Annotated in this window: 15 protein-coding genes, 1 tRNA gene and 1 pseudogene; 8 read left to right on the top strand and 9 right to left on the bottom strand. The window is 65.2% G+C overall.

The genetic code is table 11. From position 1 onward, the window contains the following. Positions 1-416: 416 nt before the first annotated feature. Together ACJ7C5_RS12505 and ACJ7C5_RS12500 are read left to right on the top strand one after the other, a co-directional pair. Positions 417-1,769: pseudogene (locus ACJ7C5_RS12505) on the top strand (undecaprenyl-phosphate glucose phosphotransferase). A gap of 110 nt (positions 1,770-1,879) precedes the next feature. Then, entirely contained in the window at positions 1,880-2,314 is a 435-nt protein-coding gene (locus tag ACJ7C5_RS12500; protein ID WP_088028325.1) for a low molecular weight protein-tyrosine-phosphatase, read from the top strand. A 66-nt stretch (positions 2,315-2,380) separates the two neighbouring features. Here ACJ7C5_RS12500 and ACJ7C5_RS12495 read toward each other — a convergent pair whose 3' ends face one another. The 6 genes from ACJ7C5_RS12495 to ACJ7C5_RS12470 all read right to left on the bottom strand — a co-directional run bounded on the left by ACJ7C5_RS12495 (position 2,381) and on the right by ACJ7C5_RS12470 (position 8,310). Further along, the gene (locus tag ACJ7C5_RS12495) at positions 2,381-4,570 is read right to left on the bottom strand and encodes a YjbH domain-containing protein (protein WP_412704078.1); all 2,190 of its coding nucleotides are present in this window, start codon (positions 4,568-4,570) and stop codon (positions 2,381-2,383) included. Beyond that, positions 4,570-5,322 carry a capsule biosynthesis GfcC family protein gene (locus ACJ7C5_RS12490; protein WP_412704077.1) on the bottom strand — a complete coding sequence of 251 codons (753 nt, stop codon included), beginning with the start codon at positions 5,320-5,322 and terminating at the stop codon, positions 4,570-4,572. Before ACJ7C5_RS12490 ends, ACJ7C5_RS12495 begins: the two co-directional genes overlap by 1 nt. A 3-nt stretch (positions 5,323-5,325) precedes the next feature. Continuing rightward, positions 5,326-6,009 carry a YjbF family lipoprotein gene (locus ACJ7C5_RS12485; protein WP_232460631.1) on the bottom strand — a complete coding sequence of 228 codons (684 nt, stop codon included), beginning with the start codon at positions 6,007-6,009 and terminating at the stop codon, positions 5,326-5,328. A 1-nt stretch (position 6,010) separates the two neighbouring features. After that, entirely contained in the window at positions 6,011-7,120 is a 1,110-nt protein-coding gene (locus ACJ7C5_RS12480) for a polysaccharide biosynthesis/export family protein (protein WP_412704076.1), read from the bottom strand. An 80-nt stretch (positions 7,121-7,200) separates the two neighbouring features. Further along, positions 7,201-7,551, bottom strand: coding sequence for a hypothetical protein (locus tag ACJ7C5_RS12475; RefSeq protein ID WP_019338479.1), 351 nt, complete (start codon positions 7,549-7,551; stop codon positions 7,201-7,203). Positions 7,552-7,635: 84 nt separating this feature from the next. Then, entirely contained in the window at positions 7,636-8,310 is a 675-nt protein-coding gene (locus ACJ7C5_RS12470; RefSeq protein WP_412704075.1) for a phosphatase PAP2 family protein, read from the bottom strand. Between the two features lie 82 nt (positions 8,311-8,392). On the opposite strand from ACJ7C5_RS12470, the gene ACJ7C5_RS12465 reads away from it, so the two are divergent. Further along, a tRNA-Arg gene (locus ACJ7C5_RS12465) sits at positions 8,393-8,469 on the top strand. A gap of 614 nt (positions 8,470-9,083) precedes the next feature. Here ACJ7C5_RS12465 and ACJ7C5_RS12460 read toward each other — a convergent pair. Further along, positions 9,084-9,974 (bottom strand): dihydrodipicolinate synthase family protein, encoded by an 891-nt coding sequence (locus ACJ7C5_RS12460; RefSeq protein ID WP_412704074.1) that lies wholly within the window; start codon positions 9,972-9,974, stop codon positions 9,084-9,086. 47 nt (positions 9,975-10,021) lie between these two features. Between ACJ7C5_RS12460 and ACJ7C5_RS12455 the strand changes: the two genes are divergently transcribed. Next, positions 10,022-10,558: a GNAT family N-acetyltransferase gene (locus ACJ7C5_RS12455; protein ID WP_412704073.1), complete on the top strand. Its 537-nt coding sequence runs from the start codon at positions 10,022-10,024 to the stop codon at positions 10,556-10,558. Between the two features lie 7 nt (positions 10,559-10,565). On the opposite strand, the gene ACJ7C5_RS12450 is transcribed toward ACJ7C5_RS12455, so the two are convergent. After that, the gene (locus ACJ7C5_RS12450) at positions 10,566-11,123 is read right to left on the bottom strand and encodes a GNAT family N-acetyltransferase (RefSeq protein ID WP_412704072.1); all 558 of its coding nucleotides are present in this window, start codon (positions 11,121-11,123) and stop codon (positions 10,566-10,568) included. Positions 11,124-11,268: 145 nt separating this feature from the next. Between ACJ7C5_RS12450 and ACJ7C5_RS12445 the strand changes: the two genes are divergently transcribed. Beyond that, positions 11,269-12,123, top strand: a complete 855-nt coding sequence (locus ACJ7C5_RS12445) for an AraC family transcriptional regulator (protein ID WP_412704071.1) — start codon at positions 11,269-11,271, stop codon at positions 12,121-12,123. Here the strand turns inward: ACJ7C5_RS12445 and ACJ7C5_RS12440 are convergent. Further along, a complete protein-coding gene (locus ACJ7C5_RS12440) occupies positions 12,120-12,950 on the bottom strand; it encodes a universal stress protein (protein ID WP_094001889.1) in 831 nt (276 codons plus the stop codon). The two genes, ACJ7C5_RS12445 and ACJ7C5_RS12440, sit on opposite strands and share 4 nt — an antisense overlap. Before the next feature lie 170 nt (positions 12,951-13,120). On the opposite strand from ACJ7C5_RS12440, the gene ACJ7C5_RS12435 reads away from it, so the two are divergent. The 3 genes from ACJ7C5_RS12435 (at position 13,121) to ACJ7C5_RS12425 (ending at position 23,916) form a co-directional block, all read left to right on the top strand. Beyond that, positions 13,121-13,687 carry a TetR/AcrR family transcriptional regulator gene (locus tag ACJ7C5_RS12435; protein WP_412704070.1) on the top strand — a complete coding sequence of 189 codons (567 nt, stop codon included), beginning with the start codon at positions 13,121-13,123 and terminating at the stop codon, positions 13,685-13,687. A gap of 474 nt (positions 13,688-14,161) precedes the next feature. Then, positions 14,162-20,230: a CshA/CshB family fibrillar adhesin-related protein gene (locus tag ACJ7C5_RS12430; RefSeq protein ID WP_412704069.1), complete on the top strand. Its 6,069-nt coding sequence runs from the start codon at positions 14,162-14,164 to the stop codon at positions 20,228-20,230. Continuing rightward, complete coding sequence (locus tag ACJ7C5_RS12425) at positions 20,227-23,916, top strand: TonB-dependent receptor (protein WP_412704068.1); 3,690 nt, start codon at positions 20,227-20,229, stop codon at positions 23,914-23,916. Before ACJ7C5_RS12430 ends, ACJ7C5_RS12425 begins: the two co-directional genes overlap by 4 nt. Positions 23,917-23,968 lie beyond the last annotated feature (52 nt).

Here is a 23,968-nt window from a genome sequence, read left to right as displayed (position 1 = left end):
TGCGGGGTGGGTTGAGCGCCAGCAAACCGACATGAAGTGCGCAATGGTGCTCATTTTTTGACGTGAAATGACTCATGTCGATGCAAATCGACACATAAAAATTTATCAATGATTTCAGTGGGATATGGCTATTTCGGGGTGCTCGCTTGGGCCCGCACTCTGTCGAAATTCCTATCTTTTGGCTCAATCTTCATTCACAATTCCTCCACATTTGATTGACACAACCTCGATGATTCCGTGCCGGCTGGGGAGTCCGTGCACGTGGATGAAGGCAATTCCGCGTCCCGTCGAGCCGAGAATGGAGAAGTGCGTTGCTACATGGATCAGTAGAAGATCTTTCCGCAGAGCGGGCCCGGGTGGGTCGCCGCCGCGTCGAAGCCCGGGCTGCCCTGGAGTTGGGGCTGCGCTTGGGCGACATGCTGCTGCTGCCGGGCATGGCAGTTCTTTCCCACATTCTGCTGTACGGAACAGGCGCGCCAGATTCATCCCAGCGCATCGTGTTCGGCGCGGTGATCCTCAGTGCCATCGTCTGCTTCTCTGTAGCGCCGGTGTACCGCAACTGGCGGATCCGTGGCCTTCTGGCTGATCTCTGGCTGTTGTTGCTGGCCTGGTCTGCCACCTTTGCGCTGTTCTCGCTCTATGTCGTGCTGGTCGGGCTTGCCGATGTGGTGCCCTCGACATGGCTGATTGGCTGGTACGCCTTTGGCCTGGGATCGATGGCGGCGCTGCGAGTGCTGCTGAGGGTGCAGTTGCATCGCCTGCGCTCGCGCGGGATGGACCACGAGCGGATCCTGCTGGTCGGGCTAAGGGCCCCCGCGTTGAGGCTGCATCGCCTGCTGCGTGGGAAGCCGGAGCTTGGCAAGGACGTCATCGGCTACTTTGCCGGTGCGGGCGATATCGCCACCCGTCGCGGTGGGGACGCGCCGTGCAGGCTGGGGCGGCTGGAAGACGTTCCGCAGTACCTGGATCAGCACCGCGGCGAGTTCGACCAGGTCTGGGTTTCGATGCCGATGGGGGACGCATCCGCGATCAAGCACATGCTCAAGCAGATCGAGCGATTCCCGGTGCCTGTGCGTCTGATCCCTGATACCACTGGCCTTGGGGCGCTCAACCCTGGTGTGCACCAGGTGGGTGATGTACCGATGATCGGTGTACGCCAAGGATTGGTGGATCATCGGTTCCGCTTGTTCAAGCGCGTCGAGGACATCCTGGTTGCCGGTGCGGCGGTGATCCTGCTGGCGCCGTTGTTTGCCGTGCTGGCCATTGGCGTGAAACTGAGTTCGCCGGGGCCGGTTTTCTTCCGCCAGAAGCGTCACGGGCTTGGCGGCAAGGAATTCTGGATGCTCAAGTTCCGCTCCATGCGCGTGCATGCCGAGGGGGCGGGTCAGATCACCCAGGCGACGCGCGGTGACCCGCGAGTGACCCGGTTCGGCGCCTTCCTGCGCCGCAGCAGCCTGGATGAGCTGCCGCAATTCTTCAATGTGCTGGGTGGGAACATGTCGGTTGTGGGGCCGCGGCCGCACGCGATCTAGCACAACAACCACTATGAGCGTGTGATCGAGCGCTACATGCATCGTCACTATGTGAAGCCGGGCATTACCGGTTGGGCGCAGGTGAATGGATTGCGTGGTGAGACTCCGGAGCTGCGCTCGATGAAGAAGCGGGTCCAGTACGACATCGATTACATCCGGCGCTGGAGTCCGACGCTGGACGTGAGGATCATCTTGTTGACAGCCTTCAAAGTGCTGGGCCAGAAATCGGCATACTAGGCGAGGCGGTTGCCGGCGTGTAGCGGCACGCTCGGGTGGAAGCGCCTGGTCCACAGCAGTGGTCGGGCGCTGCGTTTCATGTATTGAAGAACTGATGGAAACCGTTGTCCGTGTTCAAGAATATTCTGGTTGTATGTGTCGGCAACATCTGCCGTAGTCCGTCGGCTGAAGTGATGCTGCGCGAGGCCGTGAGGGGCAAGGATGTCACGGTGTCCTCGGCCGGCCTGGGGGCGCTGGTCAACCATGGCGTGGATGCGACCGCGCAGGCGCTGTTGACCGAGCATGGCCTGGATGGCAGCAGCCATCGTGCGCGGCAGATCGACCGCAGCATCCTGGGCGCCTCGGATCTGGTGCTGGTGATGGAGCGCAAGCACGTCCATCGCATCATCGAGATCGCGCCAGAGGCGTCGGGCAAGACCTTCCTGCTGGGCAAGTGGCAGTCCGACCGCGAGATTCCCGATCCGTATCGCCAGCAACGGGCGGCATTCGAACACGTCTACACGCTGATGGATGAAGGCGTGAAGAGTTGGGTCCGCTACCTTTGAGTGCCCGCGCCTGCTGAAGGTGCGCTGCAGGCAGAAAGCCGGGAGCCGTCAGGCCCCCGGCTTTTTTCATTCGCCGACGTTGCGCAGGTTGTCGTAGAAGAAGCGCTCGTCGCGGTCACCGGTCATGCCGTACAGGCCGTACTTGCGGCCGAGCATGGCGCCGCCGTCGCGGATCAGCGGGTTCCAGTTGAAGGCCGCACGGCCGCGCGTGGAGCGCGGCAGGAAGCCGTCGAGCGGAATGCTGAAGTAGATTCCCTTGTCGAAGCTGCCTTCGCCGAAGTCGCGCGCCGAGACGTTGGTCTTGGTCGCATAGGCGCCCATGGTCACGCCGTTGTTGAACACGCGGGCCAGGTCCAGAGTAGCACCCTTGTCGCCAGCCAGGTACTGACCAACCGATAGCGAGCCGATGATGCGCTCACGGGTGTCGAAGGCGTAGTAGAACGTGGCGTGGCCGGTGGTGACGCGGTAGTCGCGCAGACCCCAGTGCTGGTCGTAGTCGCGCTGTTGCACCCGGTTGAGATTCGCACCAACCGCCCAGCGCTCGCCGCTTGGGCGATACAGCAGTTCGCCGCCGACGCCGGCATACATCCACTCCAGGTAACCCGCGTATGCGATGCCATACAGGTCTGGTGCCAGTCGTCCGGCGATGTTGGCCTGCAGGTTGGGCAGCATGATGTCGGAAGTGGTCAGGTACTGGCGGATGTCGGTACGCACGCGCGGCAGGCGGCTCGGGGCGTTGTACTTGAACTTGTGGTAGTTGTTGGTGATATCGGCGCTGACGGTACCGGTGAGCCAGATGTTGTCGCGCAGGAACAGGCTTCCCGTGTAGTTGGCTGCGATCTGGTACAGGATGAAGCCATCAGGGCCGCCAAGGTTCTGTCGGTAGCCGATGTTGAAGCCGCCGCCGAACGGGTTGCGCTTGGGCCTGTACAGCGTTTCGCGCGCGAGCGTGCCAGGCGCCTGCAGTTCCGTGCTCCGCCGCAGTACGTCTTCGCTGACGGTGCCATCCAGGTATCCCGCGAACGCTTCGCGGTTGATCGATAGGTCGGCGATCGGCATGCCCACGCGGGTGGTACGCAGGGTGAACCAGTCGTAGTCATCGCCGGTCGCGTTGGCAAGAATGCGCGTGGCGCGGCCCAGGCCTTTGGCGGCATGCAGGTAGCGGGTCTGGTAACCGTCGATATACAGCTCGTCGCCGCGGCGCGAAATACGCTCGACACGGAAGCCGGCATTGCGCTGCAGTTCGGTGCTGATCGCTGCCCAGTCGGTAGTGTTGGCAGGTGCGGCACCAAGCGCGTTGTTGATGGCCACAGATGCGCGCTGATCGGCGGCGGCCGTCTCGGGCAGCAGTCGCGGCGGCGGCGGGTCGAACGGTTTCGGTGCAGCAGGCGTATTGCCCGGGTTGCCACGCAGGGTGAGCGAGAACATCGCCGCGTCCCCACGCTCCCAGGCTGCAGTCAGCTCGACATTGCGGCTGGGGACATAGACAAGGCCCACGTTGATGGGTGTGCGCTGGCGCAGGTTGTTGTTGCGGGGTTCACGGCGGTAGTCGTTGCCGTCGTATTCGACTTTGAGCAGCAGTTCATCCATCGGTGTCTGGTAGGTGATGCCGCCAAAGATGCCGACCGGCCCCTTGAACATGTTGCTCAGGCCGAACTTGCCGGCCTGGGTGATGTCACTGTTGGCGATGGAGCGGCGGTCCTTGAAACGATCATCGATGGCGCCGAGTGGATTGGAGAAGTCACCACGGTTGCCGATGTAGCCGGTGGCGAGTCCGATCGAAGCATCGAACGGACCGAAATTCTTGTTGGCGACCAGATACTCGCTGGAAAAGAATCCGGTACCACCCAAGTCGCGCACACCAAAGGCAAGTTCCGGCAGCAGGCGTGATTCCTGCCACAGGCGCAGTTTGAAGTCGATGGACTTGTCCTTGTAATGCTGATCGCCGGCAACGCTGGGCCCGTACAATAAGTTATTGACATTAATGTAGCGGAATGAAGCCTCCAGCCATGGGAACGGCTGCATGGTCAGGTTGTAGCGTGCATAGGGAGCGTTGTACGACGCCGTGAAGTTCAGGTCTCCGTCGCTTGCCATGCGCGCGGTAGGCGTCTGCAGAAGGCCGATCCCGCCCCATTCGTTGGCGGTGGGGGGCGGTGCCTCCTGGGCATGCAGTGCGCAGGACAGCGACAAGGCGAGCGCGCTCAGTGCGAAACGGGCGGGGCGCACCGGATGCGCGCGCAGGCAGGACTGGGTCATCACGGATTGATGGGCTGGGTGGCGATGAACGCGGCGAAATCGCTGTTGAACAGCGGGTCGATACGCTTGATGAGGGGGGCACGTACGGGCACGAAGACCGTACCTCCTGGCGCGACAGCCTGGGGATCTGCGCGGTTCCACAGGCCGATGCCCAACTGCTGGATTCGCCCGTCGGGCTGGATCACGTAGATGTCGTTGCGGTCCGCGAGTGGGCTGCGATGACAGTCACGCAGATAGTCGCGTGCATCGCGCTGCGGGTCGTGCAGCAGCTCGCATTCCTTCTCCACTGCGCCCATGACGGTGATTGTGCGTGGCCGTAGTGGGAACCGCAGCCTATCGCCCGTGGCTAGTACAGGGTTGTTCGCGGGCTGCACCTGGATCAGTCGTGCGGGGCCGATGATGGGCGTCCGGCCGGTGGCCGGATGTGTCTCCAGCCAGGTCTGCAGGGCCTGCGCGAGCGTCACGACCTGTGCGTCGGCAGACTCTGCCAGCTGCCCGGCGCCATACTGCAGCCCCGCGCGCAGCCGCACCTGAGCCTGCAGGGCCTGCGGGCGTTCGAGGCTTGTCCCCAGCAGGTAGGCGTCGGCGTTTGGGCGGGCCAGCAGCAGGCCCTCGGCCAAGCGGGCGCCGGCGCTCAGCTCGTACACCCCGACCGCTTCAGCGGCGCCCTCAATATGTATCTGCGCGGCCTGGGCAGCATTGGTGGCAAACAGCACGGCGAGGATAGCCGGGCTGAAAAATCTGAACGTCATGGCTCAATCCTTGGCCGTGCGATAGGGTTTGAGCTGGGTCAGTTCTGCGACGCGACCGGGCGCCAGATGCTGTCGGCTCTTCCAGATGAAGCCGGTGGCTGGGTCTGCCCAGTAGACATTGCGGCCACTCATGCCACCGCCCTGCAGCTGTTCGTCGAACCGCTGCAGGGTTCGGCGCGAACCAAGGATGTCCACCTGCTCCAGTGCACCCCTGCTCAGGGTGCCGGTCACGGCGACGTCGACCTGGTAGGCGGGCACCCAGTCGTAGCGGCGCTGCACGCTCACGGGCGTGGTCACGCCCCTCAGGTCATCAAAAGGTGACGGACCGATGATGCGGGCACGCCATTGCTGTCCCAGACCGCTGCCGCCCAGAAGCAGGCCATGGTGGTCCATCTCGAACACCGCGTGTGTACCTGCGAACCACTGCTGTCGGCCCGCATCGACGTAGCCCAGTACTGCCACGGCGACGATGTCAGGTGTGTCCACCTGCATCTGCGGGAAGCGGTTGTTGGCCACGCCTTCTGCGGTCGCCTGTGCCGGGCGATGGGTGATCAGCCGGAAGGTATCCACTGTGGAGCGGCTGCCGGTGGTGCACCCGGTGAACAGCAGGGCGGCGGCGATGGCCAGCAACAGCGCGCCATGGGCGCGATGTGCCGGGCAGTGGCAGGCCGCATCCATGCGAGCCATGTCAGTTGTCCTTGATTTCGGTTCCGGTACGCGCCGCGTTGTACAGGATATTGGTGAAGGGCAGCAGCTGATTCACAAAGCGATTCCAACGGCTGACGCCGGCTGCGCCAACAAATACCACGTCCCCTGGCTGCAGATGGAACTGACTACCAGCGGCAAACGCGGTCGGCGAGCGCGCCTCCAGCTGATAGACCATCGAGGGCTCCTGCTGCAGATCCGTGCTGCCGCGGATGACATACACGGCGTTGCCGTTTGCGGTCTGTTGAAGCAGGCCGCGAGCGCGGCCGAGTGCCTGGTTCAGCGAGACATCGCCGGTGCGGAAGCTGTAGGCGCCGGGCTGATTGACTTCGCCCACCACGAAGATCTCTTTGCGATCAAGGTAGGGCACGAAGATGGAGTCGCCATCCTTGAGGAGCAATTGGCGGCCGCCAAACTCGCGGGCCAGGGTTTCCAGATTGATCGTGTAAGTGGTGCCTTCCCGGCTGAGCTGGATGCCGGACAAGTCGGCTTGCTGGTTGTCCAGTCCGGATTGGCTGATCGCATCCGCCAGCGTCAGCGGCGAGGTGCCCAGAGCAATCGGCGAGGATCGTTGGGCAGCGCCTGTCACCCAGACTCGCTGGCTGCCATAGGTGAGGACGGATACGTCCACTTGCGGCGATTCCACGTACTTGGCCAAGCGGGTGCTGATCTCCTCGCGGAGCTGCATCGGCGTCTTGCCTGCGGCTGTGACCTTGCCGATGTACGGGTAGAACATCGTGCCGTCACTCTGCACAAGGCGCCCTGCCAGGGCGCCCTGTTGCTGGGGGCCGGCCGGCACAGTCAATTCCGGGTGATCCCATACGGTGACATAGAGAATGTCGCCGGCGCCGACCGTGTACGGTGCAGGCTGATAATCGAACAGTGCAGCTGGGAGTGAATTCTGCGTCCGCGCAGCGTTTTCCTGCGCGATCAGCTTCGGCGTGATGGTGACGATTTCCAGCTGACCATCGCCGCTCTTGCGGTCAACGGCGACGTCGCTGCGGCGCAGGTGCTGTCCCGGCGCAAGCGCACAGCTGGACAGTGCCAGTGCGATCAACGCAGCGGCAAGAAGGCGAGGGGTGATGTTGTTCATGGGAATGAGAGTCTGGCAGGCATAAAAAACCCCCGCCGGGCCGCGCCCGGCGAGGGCCTGAGTGGTACGCGGTGCGCTGATCAGCCGCCGGTGCCGCCGGTGCCGCCCGTACCGCCGGTGCCGCCCGTACCGCCGGTGCCACCCGTACCAGGGCCGCCCGGACCCGGGCCGCCCGGATCAGTGCCGCTGCCGCCGTCATTGCTGCCGCTCGTGCTGTCGCCGCCGATGCTGTAGGCAACGGCAGCGGCGGCCACGCCGATTACGGTGGTGCCCACGACTGCAGCGGTCGAGACGCCAGCAGCTTCTGCGCCGGCAACTTCAGCCGCAGTAGCCTCCGTGCCGGCCGTAGCCTGCGCTTCCTGCGCGAAACTCATCATCGGGGAGGCGGACAGGGCCGCCAGTGCCACAACTGCGATCGTCTTCTTGAACATGGGAGGCCTGCTCCGTCAGGGGAAATTCCTTTCACATATTCTGCGGATGAACCCTTGCTGTCAAGATTTGTGAAAACTTCGTGTCTAATGATGGCCTCTGTCTGGCGACGAATTGCCGCGTAGATTCTGGCGCTCGAATGCCTGCGTGCGGCCGGACAGTGTCTTCGCAGCGGCCTTCACGAGGTCATGAGTGTGTAAATCTGCGAGCAATATCGGCGTGGTCATGGCGGCGGCAATGGCCAGCAACGCGGCCCGGCCATGCACCGCCAGGATGTTGCCCAGCGTCTGTCCGCGACGCAGCACCCAAGCCGACGCAGCCAGGCCGAGGCTGAGTCCTATGATGATCTCGGAGGGGGAATGGGCCCGCAAAGGCAGTCGAGAGTATCCGATCGCGACTGCAAGCCCCGCGCCAGCGACGGCCCAGGCCCGCAAGTGTCGGCTGCGGCCGCTGGCCAGCAGCCATAAGGTCACGGGATAGAGCACGCTGGACATGGCGGCATGCCCGGAGATGCCGGTGAAATCCAGATGCTCCAACCCGAAACCCCAGCCCATGAAGGCGATCTTGCTGGCCAGAGTGGTCGCGGCGACCACAGTGATGGCCACGGCCCAGCGCCACAGCAGGTGGCGGTGAGAGGTTGGCAGGAACAGGGCGAGTACAGTGGCAAGCGGAAACAAGGCGCGGCTGTCGCCGAGTGCAGACAGGCTCTCCCATAAGGTCATCATGCGGCGACGGTATAAGTGCAGCGGGTAGATGCGCACAGAATACTGATGCTGGCCGTCCTGCAGAACGCCCCGCGCTTGGTCCATTCAGCTGGACGCGGTATCCTGTGCCGCTGCCAATGGCCCCGTAGCTCAGCTGGATAGAGCGTCCCCCTCCTAAGGGGAAGGTCGCCCGTTCGAATCGGGCCGGGGTCACCATAAATCAATGGATTGCGACATTTAGCAGGCTTGCAGGGTGTCTTGAAGCGGCAGTTGCTCTCACAGGTGCGGAATGCGGGCTCTGCGCGGACGTTCGCTGCGCGGGTGGTGTGGGCCTCCACCCATTTCAGGCGGACCGCAGCTTGTACTGTGGTCATTCATCCCGGCTTTTGTCGCGGAGGGCGAGGAATGCGGCAATTGTGCTTGCAGCGACGCCGAGCAAGAAGCCGAGGACCATTCCGTCGAACCAACTCAAGCTCGCCACGTTGCCCCCATGCAAAGACTGATGCGCGAACAGCGTTCTGCTGCTTGTGTTGTACTGCGAAGGGGAAAGGTATGGTCCCGGGCTTTCGCGGGCCTTACAGAGGACAATTCGCATCTTGGTGTCGCGAATCCCAGGTGATCTGCAGCAACAGATCTTCGCGGTTGTTCCGGGGCGCGTTTACCGTGCGGCTGACGCGGTAGGCCTCCATCACGTCTCCAGAACGGCACTGTGGTCAGATAGCTGCCATGTGTTAAACCGCCCAGATCATGGCCGCCTACCAGAAAAAGGTCGCCCGTTCGAATCGGGCCGGGGTCACCATTCGGCACTATTGCAGTCGCTGGCTGGAGTTCTACAACAACCCCAGCCCGCCCAGCACCGCCGCCACCTCCTCGCGCTCGCCACCACATAGCCCCTGCAATGGCAGCGGCAGGCAGTCTTCGCCGCACAGCCCCAGCAGCGCCGCCGCGCGGGCCATCACGCGAATCCCGCCAAACCGGTCATACAGCGACCACAGCGGCGCCAGCCGGGCAGACAGGGCAATGGCACCCTCTTTATCGCCACTACCCACGGCCCGCATGATCTGCAGCGCAACCTCGGGGAACAGTCCGGCGGTCACCGAATACCAGCCATCGCACCCTGCCAGCAGTCCACGCACCGCAGATGCATCACCACTGACGCCCAAGGTCACATGTGCGGGAACACACGCACGGAGTGCCGCAACGCGCGCGTTAGCCTCGACGGGATCATCAGCGAGGCGCGGAATCTTGATCGAGGCGATGTTCGGCAGCGCCGCAATCCGGCCGTGCAACGCATCCGAGAAGCGGAAGTGCGTGGTGCCGGGATTGTCATAGACGCAGATCGGCGTGCGCACCGCTGCGCATACGGTTTCGAACAGCGCTTGCACCTCATGATCCTTCAGGGGCTGGTAGGACACTGGGGCGAGCAGCAGGCCTGCAGCACCTGCATCCTCGGCGTCCAGGGCCAGCTCCAGCACATCGCGAGTACGCAATGCACCGATGCCGACAATCACCGGAACATTCCCGGCACGCGGGAGTGCTTCGCGCAGCACGCGCTTGCGTTCATGCTTCTCCAGATAGGCGTAGCTGCCAGTGGAGCCAAGCACGCCCATCGAATCAACACCGGAATCGGCCAGGCGCTCGACCAGTCCGGCAAACGCACGAAAGTCGATGCCGGTTTCAGAGAGCGGGGTCAGTGGAAACGCGCTGAGGCCTTTGAACATGGGATCTCCCGGGAGGGGGGAAGGGGCTGGACGCCTGGCATTGTTTATTGTCCTATGACAAAACTCAAGTGCCGTCCTGCAGCGTGTCTGACCAGTGCAAATGGCGCACCATGAGCGTCATGGAACCGAACCTTTACGCTGTCCAGCCTTCGCACTACGCCAGCATCGCCGGCTGGCTTGATTCCACCGCGGCCACCCAGCGCTGGGCGGGCCCCGGCGTGCCGTTTCCCTTGCCGCCGGAACGGTTCGCGCAGGTGCTCGAGCTCGGGTCGCGGTCGGGCTGGGCGCTGCTTGACGAGCAGGGCCAGTGCCTTGGCTTTGGCCAGTACTGGATGACCGGCGCCGGCGCCGCGCACCTGGGCCGCATCATTGTTTCCCCGCTGGCACGCGGGCGCGGCCTTGGCCGGCTGCTCATGCAGGCCTTGAGTGCACAGGCCATGCACGGAGCCGGTGTGCAGCGCCTCACGTTGCGCGTCTATCGTGACAACGCAGCTGCCGTGGCCCTGTACCGCGATCTCGGTTTCCAGCAGGTTGATGCGTCCTCGACGCCAGAACTTCTGTTCATGCAGCGCACGTCAGCCTGAACTCCGCTCATGCTGGCAAGGTGGCCTGCAGGGCAAACCATTGCTCGCGGGTAATGCGACTGATGTGCTCGGTGCGGTAGTCGCCGAGGAAGCTGTTGAACTTGTTCACTTCGGTGTGGTGATGCTGGAAACCGCATTTGCTCTGCGCGGCCAGTGATTGCAGGTTGTCGGCGAAGTAGCCGCACCACAGTGCGTCCAGCTCCAGGTCCATGAAGGCGTGCCGCATCACTTCGCGCACCGCTTCGGGCACCAGTCCGCGACCCCAGTACGGTACGCCGATCCAGTAGGCGATCTCACCCTCTCGATCGCTGATATCGAAGTTGCTGTCGGCGCCGATCAGGATGCCGACGCAGCCGATCGCGTGGCCATCCTCGCGGCTCTGCAGTGCGTAGACCACTGGCCGGTTGAAGACGGTGCGGATGATTTCGGTACTTTCCTCGACGCTGGTGTGCACCGGCCAGCCAGCGATCGGGCCCACGCGCGAGTCGCGGGCGTACTCGTACAGATCGGCGGCATCGGTGTCGCGCCAGGGGCGCAGAATCAAGCGTTCGGTGTGCAGCTGCATGTCGATTCCAATGGGAAAGGAGAGTGCACAGGCTAGGTCGCCAGGCCCGGCCCACCCAGAGCGGGACCTTGATGATTCCGGTACTTTTCACAACTCGCCGTCCGGCCCGGGTATGCTGGGGCCCGGAATCCAGCCGGAACGGCCCATGGACCGCGTACCCCAGCTTCTGGATCAGGACGAATCCATGCGCCTGGAGGTCAGCACGCTGGCCGAAGGGCAGGGCGTCCCGTTGTCGTTCGGTCACGCCTATCTGGCGGTACTGGTATGCGTCTCGGGGCGCGCCCGCTTTGCGCTGAACTTCCGCGAGGTAGCGGTGCAGCGTCATGATGTGCTGGTGTTGGCAGAGGACACGCTGGCACTTCTGCGGCAACGCTCACGCGGCTTCCTGGCGATGGTCTGCCTGATGCCCAAGGCGCTGGCATCGGAGGTGGCCTATGTGCTGCCCAATGCGCTGTTCCAGTTCCTGCACGAACAGCCGCACTGCCGGCCGTCACCGCTGGATGTGCCGTTGCTGCAGGGATGGCTGCAGCTGATGATGGACGCGCAGCACAACGGTGGACGGCATCGCCACGTGATGTTGCGCAATCTGCTGCAGAGCTTCTTCCTGAAGATGGCCACGTTGTTGCCGAAGCAGAAGAGGGCGCCTGCGCAGGTCAGCCGACGCGAGCGCCTGGCCTGGAACTTCTGGGAGCTGGTTGGGCAGCGCAGTACCCGCCAGCGCGACGTGCAGTCCTATGCCGACGCGCTGTGCATCACCCCGTTCTATCTCTCGCAGCTGACCCGCGAGTGCTTCGACGAAACACCGAAGGCATTGATCGACCGCCAGGTGGTTCTGGAGATCAAGGCACTGCTGACCTACAGCGAATTGCCGATCGGTCGCATCGCCGAGCGCTTGTGTTTCGAGGATGCGTCCTACCTGTGCCGGTACTTCCGGCGGCACACCGGTCAATCGCTGACGGGCTACCGCCGGGCGGGGCAGGGCGGGGCAGGGCGGCACTAATGTGATACGAACAGCGGCGCCGGCACTTCGGCCAGCAGATCCTCGGTGACCCCGCCGAGCACGCGCTCGACCACCCGGCTGCGGCTGTAAGGGCCCAGCACCAGCAGGTCGGCGTCGGCATCCAATACGTGCTGGCGGATGGTGGCGGCAACGCCGCCCTGGCTCGAACTGATCGTCTGGATCTCCACCTCAACGCCATGCCGTGCCAGATGTTGGGCCATCTCTGCGCCGGGTGTGGCCTCGGCCTTGGGCGTGTCGACCATCAGCAGGTGCACTGCCTGTGCACGCGCGAGCAACGGCAACGCATCGGCTACCGCGCGACGTGCCTGCTTGCTGGCGTTCCAGGCCACCACGATGCGATGGCCGACCTGATCGCCTTGCCAGTGCGGCGGTACCAGCAGCATCGGCACGCCGGTCTGGCGCAGCGTGCCCAGGGGCCGCCAGCCGCTGGGGGCCCCGGGTGTATGCGGATAGCCGGCGATGATCAGGTCGCAGTACAGCGACTGCAGGGCCAGGTCGGCGCCACCCAGATAGTCCGAGACGATGCGCAGTTCGGTGCTGATCTGCAGCGGCTCGGACACAGCGCGCAGGTTCTGCATCAGCTGCGCGGTGCAGGCGGCATCCGCGCGCGCCTCATGGTCGAGTGCGGCGGCGATGCCGGCACCCCGCGCGAAGCCGTTGGCGATGTCGGTGGGATGCTGGGCAGTGGACACTGCGACCAGATGGGCCTGCTGTGCCTGTGCCAGGTGAGAGGCGATGTTCAGCACGCGTTGTCCGGTGTCGCTGGCATCGAACAGCACAGCGATATCGCGCAGTGGATGCAGCATGGCCTTTCTCCTTCGATGCCTGTGACGCGTTCCCTGCCGTGCACCGACCCGGGCGCACCGGACGCAGCTCTGTTGTAGCGCATCTGTGTTTCCTGTGAATCATTTTTGATTCAGTCTATTAATTGATGATTCATGCTAGCGTGGGGGCGAACCCACACCTCAGCGCTTTCATGCGACCTGCTGCAGCACACACCCGCCGCGACGTGCACCACGCCCTGGCAGCCACCCTGGTCAGCCATCCGCGCTGCACGCTCAGCGAACTGGCGCGGGGGGCAGGCATCAGCCGGGCCACGCTGTATCGGTTTGCACCGACACGTGAAGCAATAGACGAAGCACTGTTCGCCGCAGGCTTCGAGCGTCTGGAAGCGGCGGCGGTCTGGTTCGACGAAGGCGGTGATGCACGCCATGTGCTTGAGCAGGTCACCGCCACACTGTTGGCGGACTGGGAACTGGTGACGCTGCTGTTCGCGCGGATGATGGAAGAGCAGCAGCGCCAGGGTGACCTGCATCTGCTGCCGGAGCGCTGGGCGCCGATCGGCGAGCGTTTCGAGGCGTTTTTCCTGCGCGGCCAGAAGGGCGGCGTGTTCAACGTCGAGTTCAGTGCGGTGTGGCTGGCCGATTTCTACTGGACCTGCTTCTACGGCATTACCTGGTCACTCGCACGCGGTCGGCTGGCCCCGGCCATGGCCGCCTCCACGTTGCTGGCGTCGTTCCAGCATGGTGCGATGAAATCCTGATCGCGATGCCCGCAGCGCACGCCGCGCCGATCTGGGCCTGCACTGCACCCTGAGCCGAATTCGCGTGACGTCTTGCCGGAAAGGGCGTTCGCGCTGCCGGAATCGTGCACGGTGTCGCACTTCCGGGTTGCTACAACTGTGCTCGTCGAACAACGCCAGGATCGGCAACTTTAAATGAGACGTTCATCACACTTTTGTTGCGGTGCGGTATCGTAGTCGCTGAACTTCATACCTGACCAACGGGTCCTGGGACGGTTGTAGTGGCCATGGAGCCGGCAGAACGTGCGACGCGCGTCGCCAGGCTGATGAGCTCGTCCCAGGCGACCCACTGAACAGCGGCTCCTACGCGGGCCGACCGGGGAAATCACCATGTGGCAGTCGACGACGTCGCGCATTCGCGCGGGCGGTGGATGCGTTCATCCCAAGAAAACCCAGCAGTGCGCGCAGCCAGGCCGCTGGATGGCACTTGGCCTGATGTTGTTGTTCCTGATGGGCGCGCCCTCGCTGGCGTGGGCGGCCGCGTATGCGACCGGCGGCAGCAGCCCGTATCGCAACACGGTGTTGTGGTTGACCTGGGGCGGCGGTGCCAACGGAGTGAACAACGTCGTACTCAACGATGGTGCGACGTCATCGATCGACCTGCCCATCGCATCGGGCATCAACCTGCGCGTCGACTGTCGGTTGAACACGGCCGAGACCAACGTGCTGCGCAGCTATCGTCCCGGCAACTTTGGCGGTGACAGCCTCGACGATCTGTACAACATCGGCGGTACCGGCAGCAGCAACCAGCTGATTGCCGGCATTGCGCGTGCCGGTGGTACATCCAGCTTCAGCATCACCTGCACCTCGACCGTGGGGGGGGCGCCTTATCGCCTGCGTGGCGTGGTGATGGCCGACGCCGAGTCGATCAACAACAGTGGCGAGTTCGTTGAGGCCAGTGCGCAGGGCACCTGGAACGTGGTCGAGGTCCGCAAGAACCTGGCCAACAGCACGCCGTATCTGGTCAACAAGTCGACCAGCGGCGCCAACCAGGTGATCCGCTTCGGCCCCGGCAACGACGACAACACGGCGGCAGTCACGTTCCTCAGCTTTGACAACGCCGCGCACGCGCCGGGCAATCTGGCCGTGAACATGGGCTTCTCGATGCGAGGCAGCGGGACCACTGCCATCGCCATCGGCCTGCTGGTGCCCTACGCGGACTTCGGTGATGCGCCGCAGAGCTACGGCGATGCGATGCACGTGGTGGATGACCTGCAGTTCCGCTCCGATGGCATTCCGCAGGGCAGCAGCAACTTCAACATCAACACCGCTGCGTACACACCGGGTGGCCTGGCGCCGCCATTGACCGATTTCCTCGGCAGCCTCGGCCCGGATACCGAACAGCAGAGCAGCTACAGCCTGGACGCGCTGGGTGACGACAATTCGCCGGTGGCCGGTAGTCGCGAGGAAGATGCGTGGCCGACCAGCTACCGCTTGACCGTGATGCAGGCCGGCACGCAGATCAACCAAGCGGTGGCCTGCGCGGGCAGTGGCAGCGTGGCCGGCTGGATCGACTTCAACCGCAATGGCAGCTTCGATACCAATGAGCGCAGCACCATCGCGGCGTGCAGCGGCGGACAGGCCAACCTCAGCTGGAGTGTCCCGAACACGGTGAGTGCCGGTACCAGCTATGTGCGCCTGCGCTATGCCACCAATGCAGCGCAGATCCAGAACCCGACCGGCGTGGCCGATGACGGCGAGGTGGAAGATCATCGGATCACCATCACCGCGCCATCGCTGAAGGTGGTGAAGAGCAACAATGCCACCGGCGGCATCTGGAACTACGGCCAGGCCGGAACCCAGTACACGCTGACGGTGAGCAATACCAGCGACGTGCCGACCGGCAATCCGCCGAACGTGCCTGCGGGGGTGATCACCGTGCGCGACCAGCTGCCTGCCGGCATCGTCGCGAACTGGGCGGGCGTGCATGTGAGCGGCAACTGGAGTTGCACGGCCAGCGGCCAGGATGTCACCTGCACCAGCAACCAGGTTCTCGCGGCAGCCGGTAGCGCAGGATCCACATCGGCGTTCACCCTGCCGGTGACGGTCACTGCGGCGGCGACCGGTGTACTGACCAACCACGCCAGCGTGGGCGGTGGCCACGATCCGTTCAACAACGGCACGCCGCCAACGCCGGGCAGCAGCTGCACCGACGCCGACCACTGCACGCGCAGTGACGTGACCGTGCCGGTGACGCGCGTCAGCTATGCCAAGCGTTCCAACACGGCTGGTCCGGTCGCGGTGGGTGCGACGGTGAGCTACACCGTCGACGTCACCGTGGCCGATGGCAATACCCGCGATGTGTTGACCCTGACCGACACGCTGGGCACCGGCCTGGATTTCGGCAGTGTCAGCAATGCCGGCTCGTTCACCTGCAATGCGGCAAATCCACTGGTGTGCACGCTGCCGGCCGGCACGGTGCCGGGCACCTACAGCCTGAGCTACACCGCCACCGTCAACGCGCAGGCCAGCGGCCAAGTGGTCAACACCGTGGTCGGCACCGGCACCGATACGCCGACCTGCAGCAGCAACTGCACCACCACCACCCCGGTGGCGGCACCGAAGATCTCGGTCTCCAAGGCCAGCAGTACGACCGGTCCGGTGGCGGTGGGCGACAGCGTCGCCTACACCGTCACCGTGTTGGTGGCTGATGCCCGTACAACGGCGGTGACCACGTTGACCGATACGCTGGGCACCGGCCTGGATTTCGGCAGCGTGACCAACGCAGGTGGGTTCACCTGCGCGCCGGGCAACCCGCTGGTGTGCACGCTGCCGGCCGGCACCGTGCCGGGCAGCTATGCGTTCTCCTATACCGGCATTGTCAACACGCAGGCCAGCGGCCAGGTGCGCAATGCGGTAGTGCCCAGTGGCACCGACAACCCGTCCTGCGTGGGCAGCTGCGATACCACCACGCCGATGGCCAGCCCGCAGGTGGTGTACGCCAAGCAGGCGTCCACCGGTGGCCCGGTGCGGGTCGGTGACCGCATCGACTACACGCTGAGCGTGACCGTGACCCGTGCACGCACGACGGGTGTGCTCACCTTCACCGATACCCTCGGCAACGGCCTCGACTTCGTGGGCGTGAGCAGTGCGGGAGCCTTCACCTGCAATGCCGCCAATCCGCTGGTCTGCACACTGCCGGCGGGCACCGTGCCTGGCACCTACAGCCTTACGTACGGCGCGACCGTCAACGCGCAGGCCAGCAGCAGCGTGCGCAATGCCGTACTCGGCAGCGGCACCGACAACCCGTCGTGCAGCGTGAACTGCGACACCACCACGCCGGTGGCAACGCCGGGCGTGAGCTACGCCAAGTCGGTGAACAGCACGGGTCCGGTGTCGGTGGGCGATCGCCTGACCTATACACTGACCACGGTGGTGACCAACTCACGCACCACCGCTGTGGTGACCCTGACCGACACCCTGGGCACCGGTCTGGACTTTGGTGCGGTGGCCAGCGCAGGCGCCTACAGCTGCAACGCCAGCAATCCGCTGGTGTGCACGCTGCCGGCCGGTACCGTGCCGGGCAGCTACAGCCTGTCCTACACCGCCGTAGTGAATGCGCAGGCCAGCGGCCAAGTCACCAACGCGGTGCTGGGCAGTGGTGGCGACAATCCGTCGTGCACGGCCAACTGCGATACCACTACGCCGGTGGCAGGCAGCGAGATCGATTATCGGAAGACCTCGGCCGCTGCAGGTGCGGTAAAGGTCGGCGACAGCATCGCCTACACGCTCACCGCCGTGGTCAGCCGTTCGCGCACCACGTCCGTGTTCACCCTGACCGACACCATGGGCCCGGGTCTCGATTTCGGCGCGGTCACCGCCAGCCAGGGCTTCAGCTGCAACGCCAGCAATCCGCTGGTGTGCACGCTGCCGGCCGGTACCGCGCCGGGCACCTATACGGTGGATTACACCGCAAAGGTGAACGCGCAGGCCAAGGGCAGCGTCAGCAACGCGGTGCTGGGCAGTGGCACCGGCACCAATACCTGTACCAGCAACTGTGGCACCACCACGCCGGTGCTGTCGGCGGTGGTGACCTACCGCAAGCAATCGAGCACGGTGGCGCCAGTCGATATCGGTGATGCGGTGGACTACAGCGTCGAGGTGACGGTCTCCAATTCGCAGACGCTGGATGTGGTGACCCTGACCGATACCCTTGGCCGCGGCCTGGACCTGCAGTCGGTCACCCAGCCCGGTCCGTTCACCTGCAACGGCAGCAACCCTTTGGTGTGCACGCTGCCGGCCGGGACCGCGCCGGGCACCTACACACTGGGCTATCGCGCGCGGGTCAATGCGCAGGCCACCGGCAGCGTGCGCAATGCGGTGCTCGGCAGTGGCGGTGATACGCCCACCTGCAGCGGTGACTGCAGTACCGAACATGCGTTGGCCGACCCGCGCGTGGTGCTGGAGAAGCAGTCCGGCCCGGCCAGCGGCACCGACGTGCGTCCGGGTGACCGCCTGAGCTACACCCTGGTTGCCACCGTTGAGCGCGCTGCCCTGCGCCAGCCGCTGCAGCTGGTCGATACGCCTGATGCAGGGTTGAACATCGAAAGCCTGCCCGCCGGCTGTGCGCAGCAGGGCGCGGACATCGTCTGCACGGTGCCGAGCGGTACACCGGTTGGTCGCCACGAGTATGTCTACCAGGCGATCGTCAACCAGGAAGCGCGGACCCAGGTGCTGAATCGTCTACGCGGGCAGTACCCGGACGGCTCGCCGCCCCCGGAGTGCACGACCTGCGAGACGCATCACAAGGTGATCTCTGATTTCTCGCTGCGCATCACCAAGACCGCCAACCCGCGTCGGGTGAAAGTGGGCGACCTGGTGCGCTACCAGCTGGTGGTGGAGAACGTGGGAGGCAGCCACTGGCGCGATGGCGTGGTGGTCGATACGCCACCGCCGGGCTTCAGCTACGTGGATGGCTCGATGCGCGTGGCCGACGATGACGGTGCGTTCGCGCTGGCCAGCAGCCGGTCGCCGCTGCGCATCGGTGCGGTGGACATCGCGGTGGGTCGCAGTGCCACCATCACCTATCTGCTGCGGGTGGGCGCCGGTGTGCGCAGCGGCACCCACGTGAATCAGGCGGTAGCGACTGCCGATGACGGCAGTCCGTTGTCGAACGTGGCCACCGCCGAGGTGGCGATGGATGCCGACCCGCTGCTGGAAGACAGCCTGGTGTTCGGCACCGTGTTCGATGACCGCGATGGCGACGGTTGGCAGGACAGTGCCGAGCTGAGCGGCGTGCGAGTGCAGGGCGGGTTCGCTGCTGCGGCCTATGTGCCGGGCTCGACCACGTTGGACCGTGGTGAAGGCCCGCAACCGCTGGCCGATGCCAGTGCGCCGCTGCTGCACGGCGTGCAGATCGGCGTGGTGCACGGACGCGCGTCGACCTCCGACACCGTCGAGACCCACCAGGTGGTGTTGCGCCAGCGCCTGCGCGAGCTGGCCTTCAGTGATGACTTCGTGCTGGAAAGCGCGCAGGGGCATCGCTTGCGGATGGATGCGCAGGGGACGACGAGCGTGCAGCTCAGTGGCGATGCCGGCAAGGGCCTGACCGCCGCCGCGCCGACCGTACGCCGTGAGGTCGCACGCGTGGCCGACGGCTACGAAGTGGCTTACGTGATCGGCAACGAAGGCATCCAGGAGCAGGGCATCCCCGGTGTGCGCCTGGCCACGGTGGAAGGCCTGCTGGTGGAGACCGATCCGTTCGGGCGCTACCACCTGGCCGATGTCCACGGCGGTGATGCACGCCTGGGGCGCAACTTCATCATCAAGCTGGACCCGGCCACGATACCGGCCGGAGCCGAGCTGACCACCGAGAATCCGCTGCTGCGACGGGTCACCCAGGGCGTGCCGACGCGCTTCAGCTTCGGCGTGCGCCTGCCACCGTCGCCGCAGGCTGCGACCGAACGCATGGAGCTCGCCCTCGGCGAAGTTCTGTTCGCTCCGGGTAGCAGCGAACTGCGTGCCAGCTATCACCCCGTGCTGGCGAAGATGGCCGAGGTGGTGGACCGCTACCAGGGCGGGGACGTGGTGATCGCGGCCAATGGCGAAAGCCAGGCGCTGGCCTTTGCCCGTGCGGAGGTGGTGCGCGATGCGCTGCAGGCCGAAGTGGCAGAGAGTGCGCGCGCAGGCCTGACCGTGCAGCTGCGCACCGACGTGCAGGATCCGCACTCGCTGCTGGCCGGTGTCGATGCCGCTGGCGCGCTACTCGGCAACGTATTGTTCGACACCGACAAGGCGGTCGTTCGCGAGGAGTTCATGCCGCTGCTGGCGGCCATCGCCGCGCGCCTGGAGAAGATGGGGGGTGGCCAGGTCAGCCTGGTCGGGCACACCGATGTGCGCGGCAGCCATGCCTACAACCAGGCGCTGGGCCTGCGTCGTGCCAATGCCGTGTTCGAGGCGCTGCGCAGCCAGCTCAGCCCAGCCGTGCAGCAGCGCCTGCGCGTCCGCAACGAGGAGAGCGCCGCCACCCGCGCGGCCGCCCGCCAACAGGAGGCACGCCGATGAGCGCGCATCACTCTACCGCGCGTCGCGCGGCCCACCTGCAGCGCGCCGTTCTGTACCAGGCGATGCTGCTGGGGCTGGCCGGTGCCGTCCAGGCGGCGCCGCCCGCCGCCGAGCCAGCACCGATCCGTTGCGACGGCAACCAGTGCAATGCCGAGGGCGAACTGCTGTTCAGCCTGCGCTCGCGCAGCTATGACGAGCCGGTGACCGAAGGCACCTCGACGCGCTCCAGCTCGCAGGCGCTGCAGCCGGATCGCCGGGTCAGCGTGGCGATCGATGAACCAGGCAAAGCGACGGTCCGGGGCGAGTTCATGATTCGCCTTCCCGAAGGGGGCGCGATCTGGGCCACCGAAGACCCGGCCATGGGCCAGCCAGAACTGTCGGTGTCGGCACCGGGCATGGTCGCCTTCGACGAAGGTCGCATCGTGCGACCGGTCGAATTCTATGTGCGCGGCAACTACACCGCCTTCATCCAGCGCCTGGAAGTGAGCCTCTATCGCGGCAGCGACACCGATCGCGTTGCGCCGCTCGCGAAGTTCGAACTGCCGGTGGCCGCCGTCGCGCAGGGCAGCTGGGACGGCAGGCTGCCGGCGTCGACACCCTTGCGTCGAGGCGACCGCCTGGTCTATGTGCTGCGTGCCTTCGATGCCGAGGGCAATGTGGATGAGACCACCGCGCAGTCGATGCAGCTGGTGACCCCGGCGGAGTTCGAGCGCGGCAACCAGCAGTTGCGTGACGCACTGGAGGATAGGCGGGGCACGCCTGTCGATGCCAGTCAGGCGGCATCGTTGTCGCTGCTGCAGCAGGTATTCGACAGCAACGGCCTGCGCCAGCAGAACATCCCCGTATACGGCTCGCGGGTCCGCCTGCGCGGCCGCGACCTGCCTCAGGGCGCGGCGCTGAAGATCAACGGTGACAGCTATCCGCTGGACCAGGACCGCAAGTTCGCTGCCGAGTACCTGATGCCGATCGGCCACCACGCCTTCGACGTGCGCGTCGAACGGCCGGATGCGCCGGCCATCGCACGCACGCTGGAGGTCGATGTCAGTGGCCGGTACCTGTTCGGTGTCGGCCTGGCCGACATCACTGTGTACCAGAACAAGGCCAGCGGAGCAGGGCAGGATCTTGCCCGCGGCGAGCGCAACGATGATGTGCTCAGCGATGGCCGCCTGGCCTTCTACCTGAAGGCCAAGACGCGTGGCCGCTACCTGCTGACCGCACAGGCCGATACCCAGAACCGTCCGCTGGACGAGCTGTTCACCGGCTTCACCACCGCCGACCCACGCGACCTGTTCCGCAGCCTCGACCCGGACCTGTACTACCCGACCTACGGCGATGATTCGCTGACCCAGCGTGATGTCGACAGCATGGGCCGCTTCTACCTGCGGCTGGACTGGGACAAGAACCAGGCGTTGTGGGGCAATTACAACACCGGGCTGACCGGCACCGAATACGCACAGTATGTGCGCTCGCTGTACGGTGCGGCGCTGTCGTGGCGCTCGCGCGGCGCCAATGCCTGGGGTGACGCACGCAGCGAGTTGCGCCTGTTCGGGTCGCAGGCCGAAACCGCCCCGGGCCACAGCGAGTTCATCGGTACCGGCGGCAGTTTGTACTACCTGCGCCATGCCAGCATCCTCAGTGGCTCGGACCAGGTGGTGCTGGAGATCCGCGACCGCACCACCGGCCGTGTCGAGCAACGCGTGCCGATGGTGCGCGGCGCCGACTACGAGATCGATGCCCTGCAGGGCCGCATCCTGCTGACCCGGCCGCTGGCCCAGGTCAGCCGTGAGAACCTGCGCCGGATCAGCCGCGACGTGCCGCTGGACGGCTACGAGCAGCGCCTGATTGTCGACTACGAATGGGTGCCGACCGGGTTCGACAGCGATGACATCACCGCCGGCGTACGTGGCAAGCACTGGTTCGGCGATCACGTGGCGGTGGGCGCCACCTATGTGGACGAACAGCGCGCCGGTCAGGACTACTCGCTGAAGGGGGCGGACCTGACTCTGCAGGCAGGCCGCGGTACCTACCTGAAGGTGGAACACAGCCGCAGCGAGGCGACCAGTGCGCCGGTGTTCTTCTCCGACAACGGCGGACTCAGCTTCAGCCGGCTCAATCCAGAGGGGCCGCGCGAAGGCGAGGCGACGGCGGTCGAGGCCCGCATCAACCTGCGCGAGCTGGGTTGGACCCAGCGCGACTGGAGCGCCGGTGCCTGGTGGCGCCAGGTGGACGGAGGTTACTCGGTCGGGCGCTTCGACACCGGCCAGCGCGTGCGCGAGCAGGGCGCCGAACTGCTCGGTTACGTGACCGACGATTTCAGCCTGTACGCGCGCTACAGCGAGGCACGGCGTGGCGCGGAGTCGCTGATCCAGGCGCAGGCCACCGCCGAATGGCGGATCGGCGACAACGATCGACTGTCCGCCGAACTGCGCCGGGTGCAGGAAAACAGGGGCAGTGGCGGCAACGTAGCCGGCCTGCTGGCGGCCGCACGCTACACCCATCGCATCGGCACCTCGCTGGATGTATATGGTGGCGGCCAGTTGACCGTGGACGACGACCACGGCCGTTATGCCGACAACGATGCGGTGGTGGCGGGTGGTACCTGGACGTTCGCCAACCTGTCCACCGTCGGCGCCGAAGTCAGTGATGGTGATCGCGGGACCGCCGCACAGGTCAATGCCGAGTACCGGCTGACCCCGCAGCACAGCTTCTACGGTGCGTTTACCCAGTCGACCGACCGCAGCGAGTACGACCCGTTGTTCAGCCCCAATGCGCAGGATGGATGGACCCTGGGCCAGCGCTGGCGGCTATCCGACCAGGTCAACGTGTTCAACGAAAGCCAGTTCCTGAAATCCGGGCAGGAGTCCGGGCTGGCGCACACCTTCGGCATGGATTTTTATCCGGCGGTGGGCTGGAACGCGGGCTTCACGCTTAGCAACGGCAAGCTGGATGCCAGCACCGGCCAGGTCGATCGCAAGGCGGTGAGCCTGTCCGGCGGTCGCACCTCGCCGGGCACCGAATGGCAGAGCAAACTGGAATGGCGTCGCGATACGGGTGCCGAGCGGCGCACGCAATGGGTGAGCACCAACCGCCTCAGCCATCGCCTCAATGACAGCTGGCGCATTGCGGCGCGCTTCAACTACGCCGACACCGATGATGCGATCAACCCGGTGGCCGGCGCGCGCTTCATCGAGGGCAACCTGGGCTTCGCCTACCGCCCGTGGGACAACGACCGCTGGGCGCTGTTCGGTCGCTACAGCTACCTGTACGACCTGTCGACGATGGGCCAGGTCAACGGCGTGGACTACGACCAGCGCACCCAGGTGCTGTCGCTGGAAGGCGTGTACCGCATCGATCAGCGCTGGGAAGTGGCTGCCAAGGCCGCCCGCCGCGAAGGCGAGGTGCGCTATGGGCGTGGCACCGGCCCGTGGTTCGATTCGGCTACCAGCTTCGCCTCCGGGCAGCTGCGCTACGACCTGTACTACCAGTGGCATGGCCTGCTGGAGTACCGGCTGCTGGATGTGCGCGATGGCGGCACGAAGCAGGGTTGGTTGGCCGGTGTCGACCGCGACATCGGCCGCAACGTCCGCGTCGGCGTCGGCTACAACTTCACCGACTTCAGCGATGACCTGACGAAGTTCGACTACACCCACCGCGGCTGGTACCTGAACCTGGTGGGGCGTTATTGATGAAAGCAGCCGAGCGACGGCCCGGCGCTACAGGAGCGGAATGCCGGGCCAT

Origin of the sequence: Nocardiopsis yanglingensis, from assembly GCF_045809185.1 — a bacterium.
In the GTDB taxonomy this organism is placed as follows: Bacteria; Pseudomonadota; Gammaproteobacteria; order Xanthomonadales; family Xanthomonadaceae; genus Stenotrophomonas; species Stenotrophomonas yanglingensis.
The sequence above is the reverse complement of the archived record's forward strand: the minus strand, read 5'-3'. Positions and strand labels throughout refer to the sequence as shown.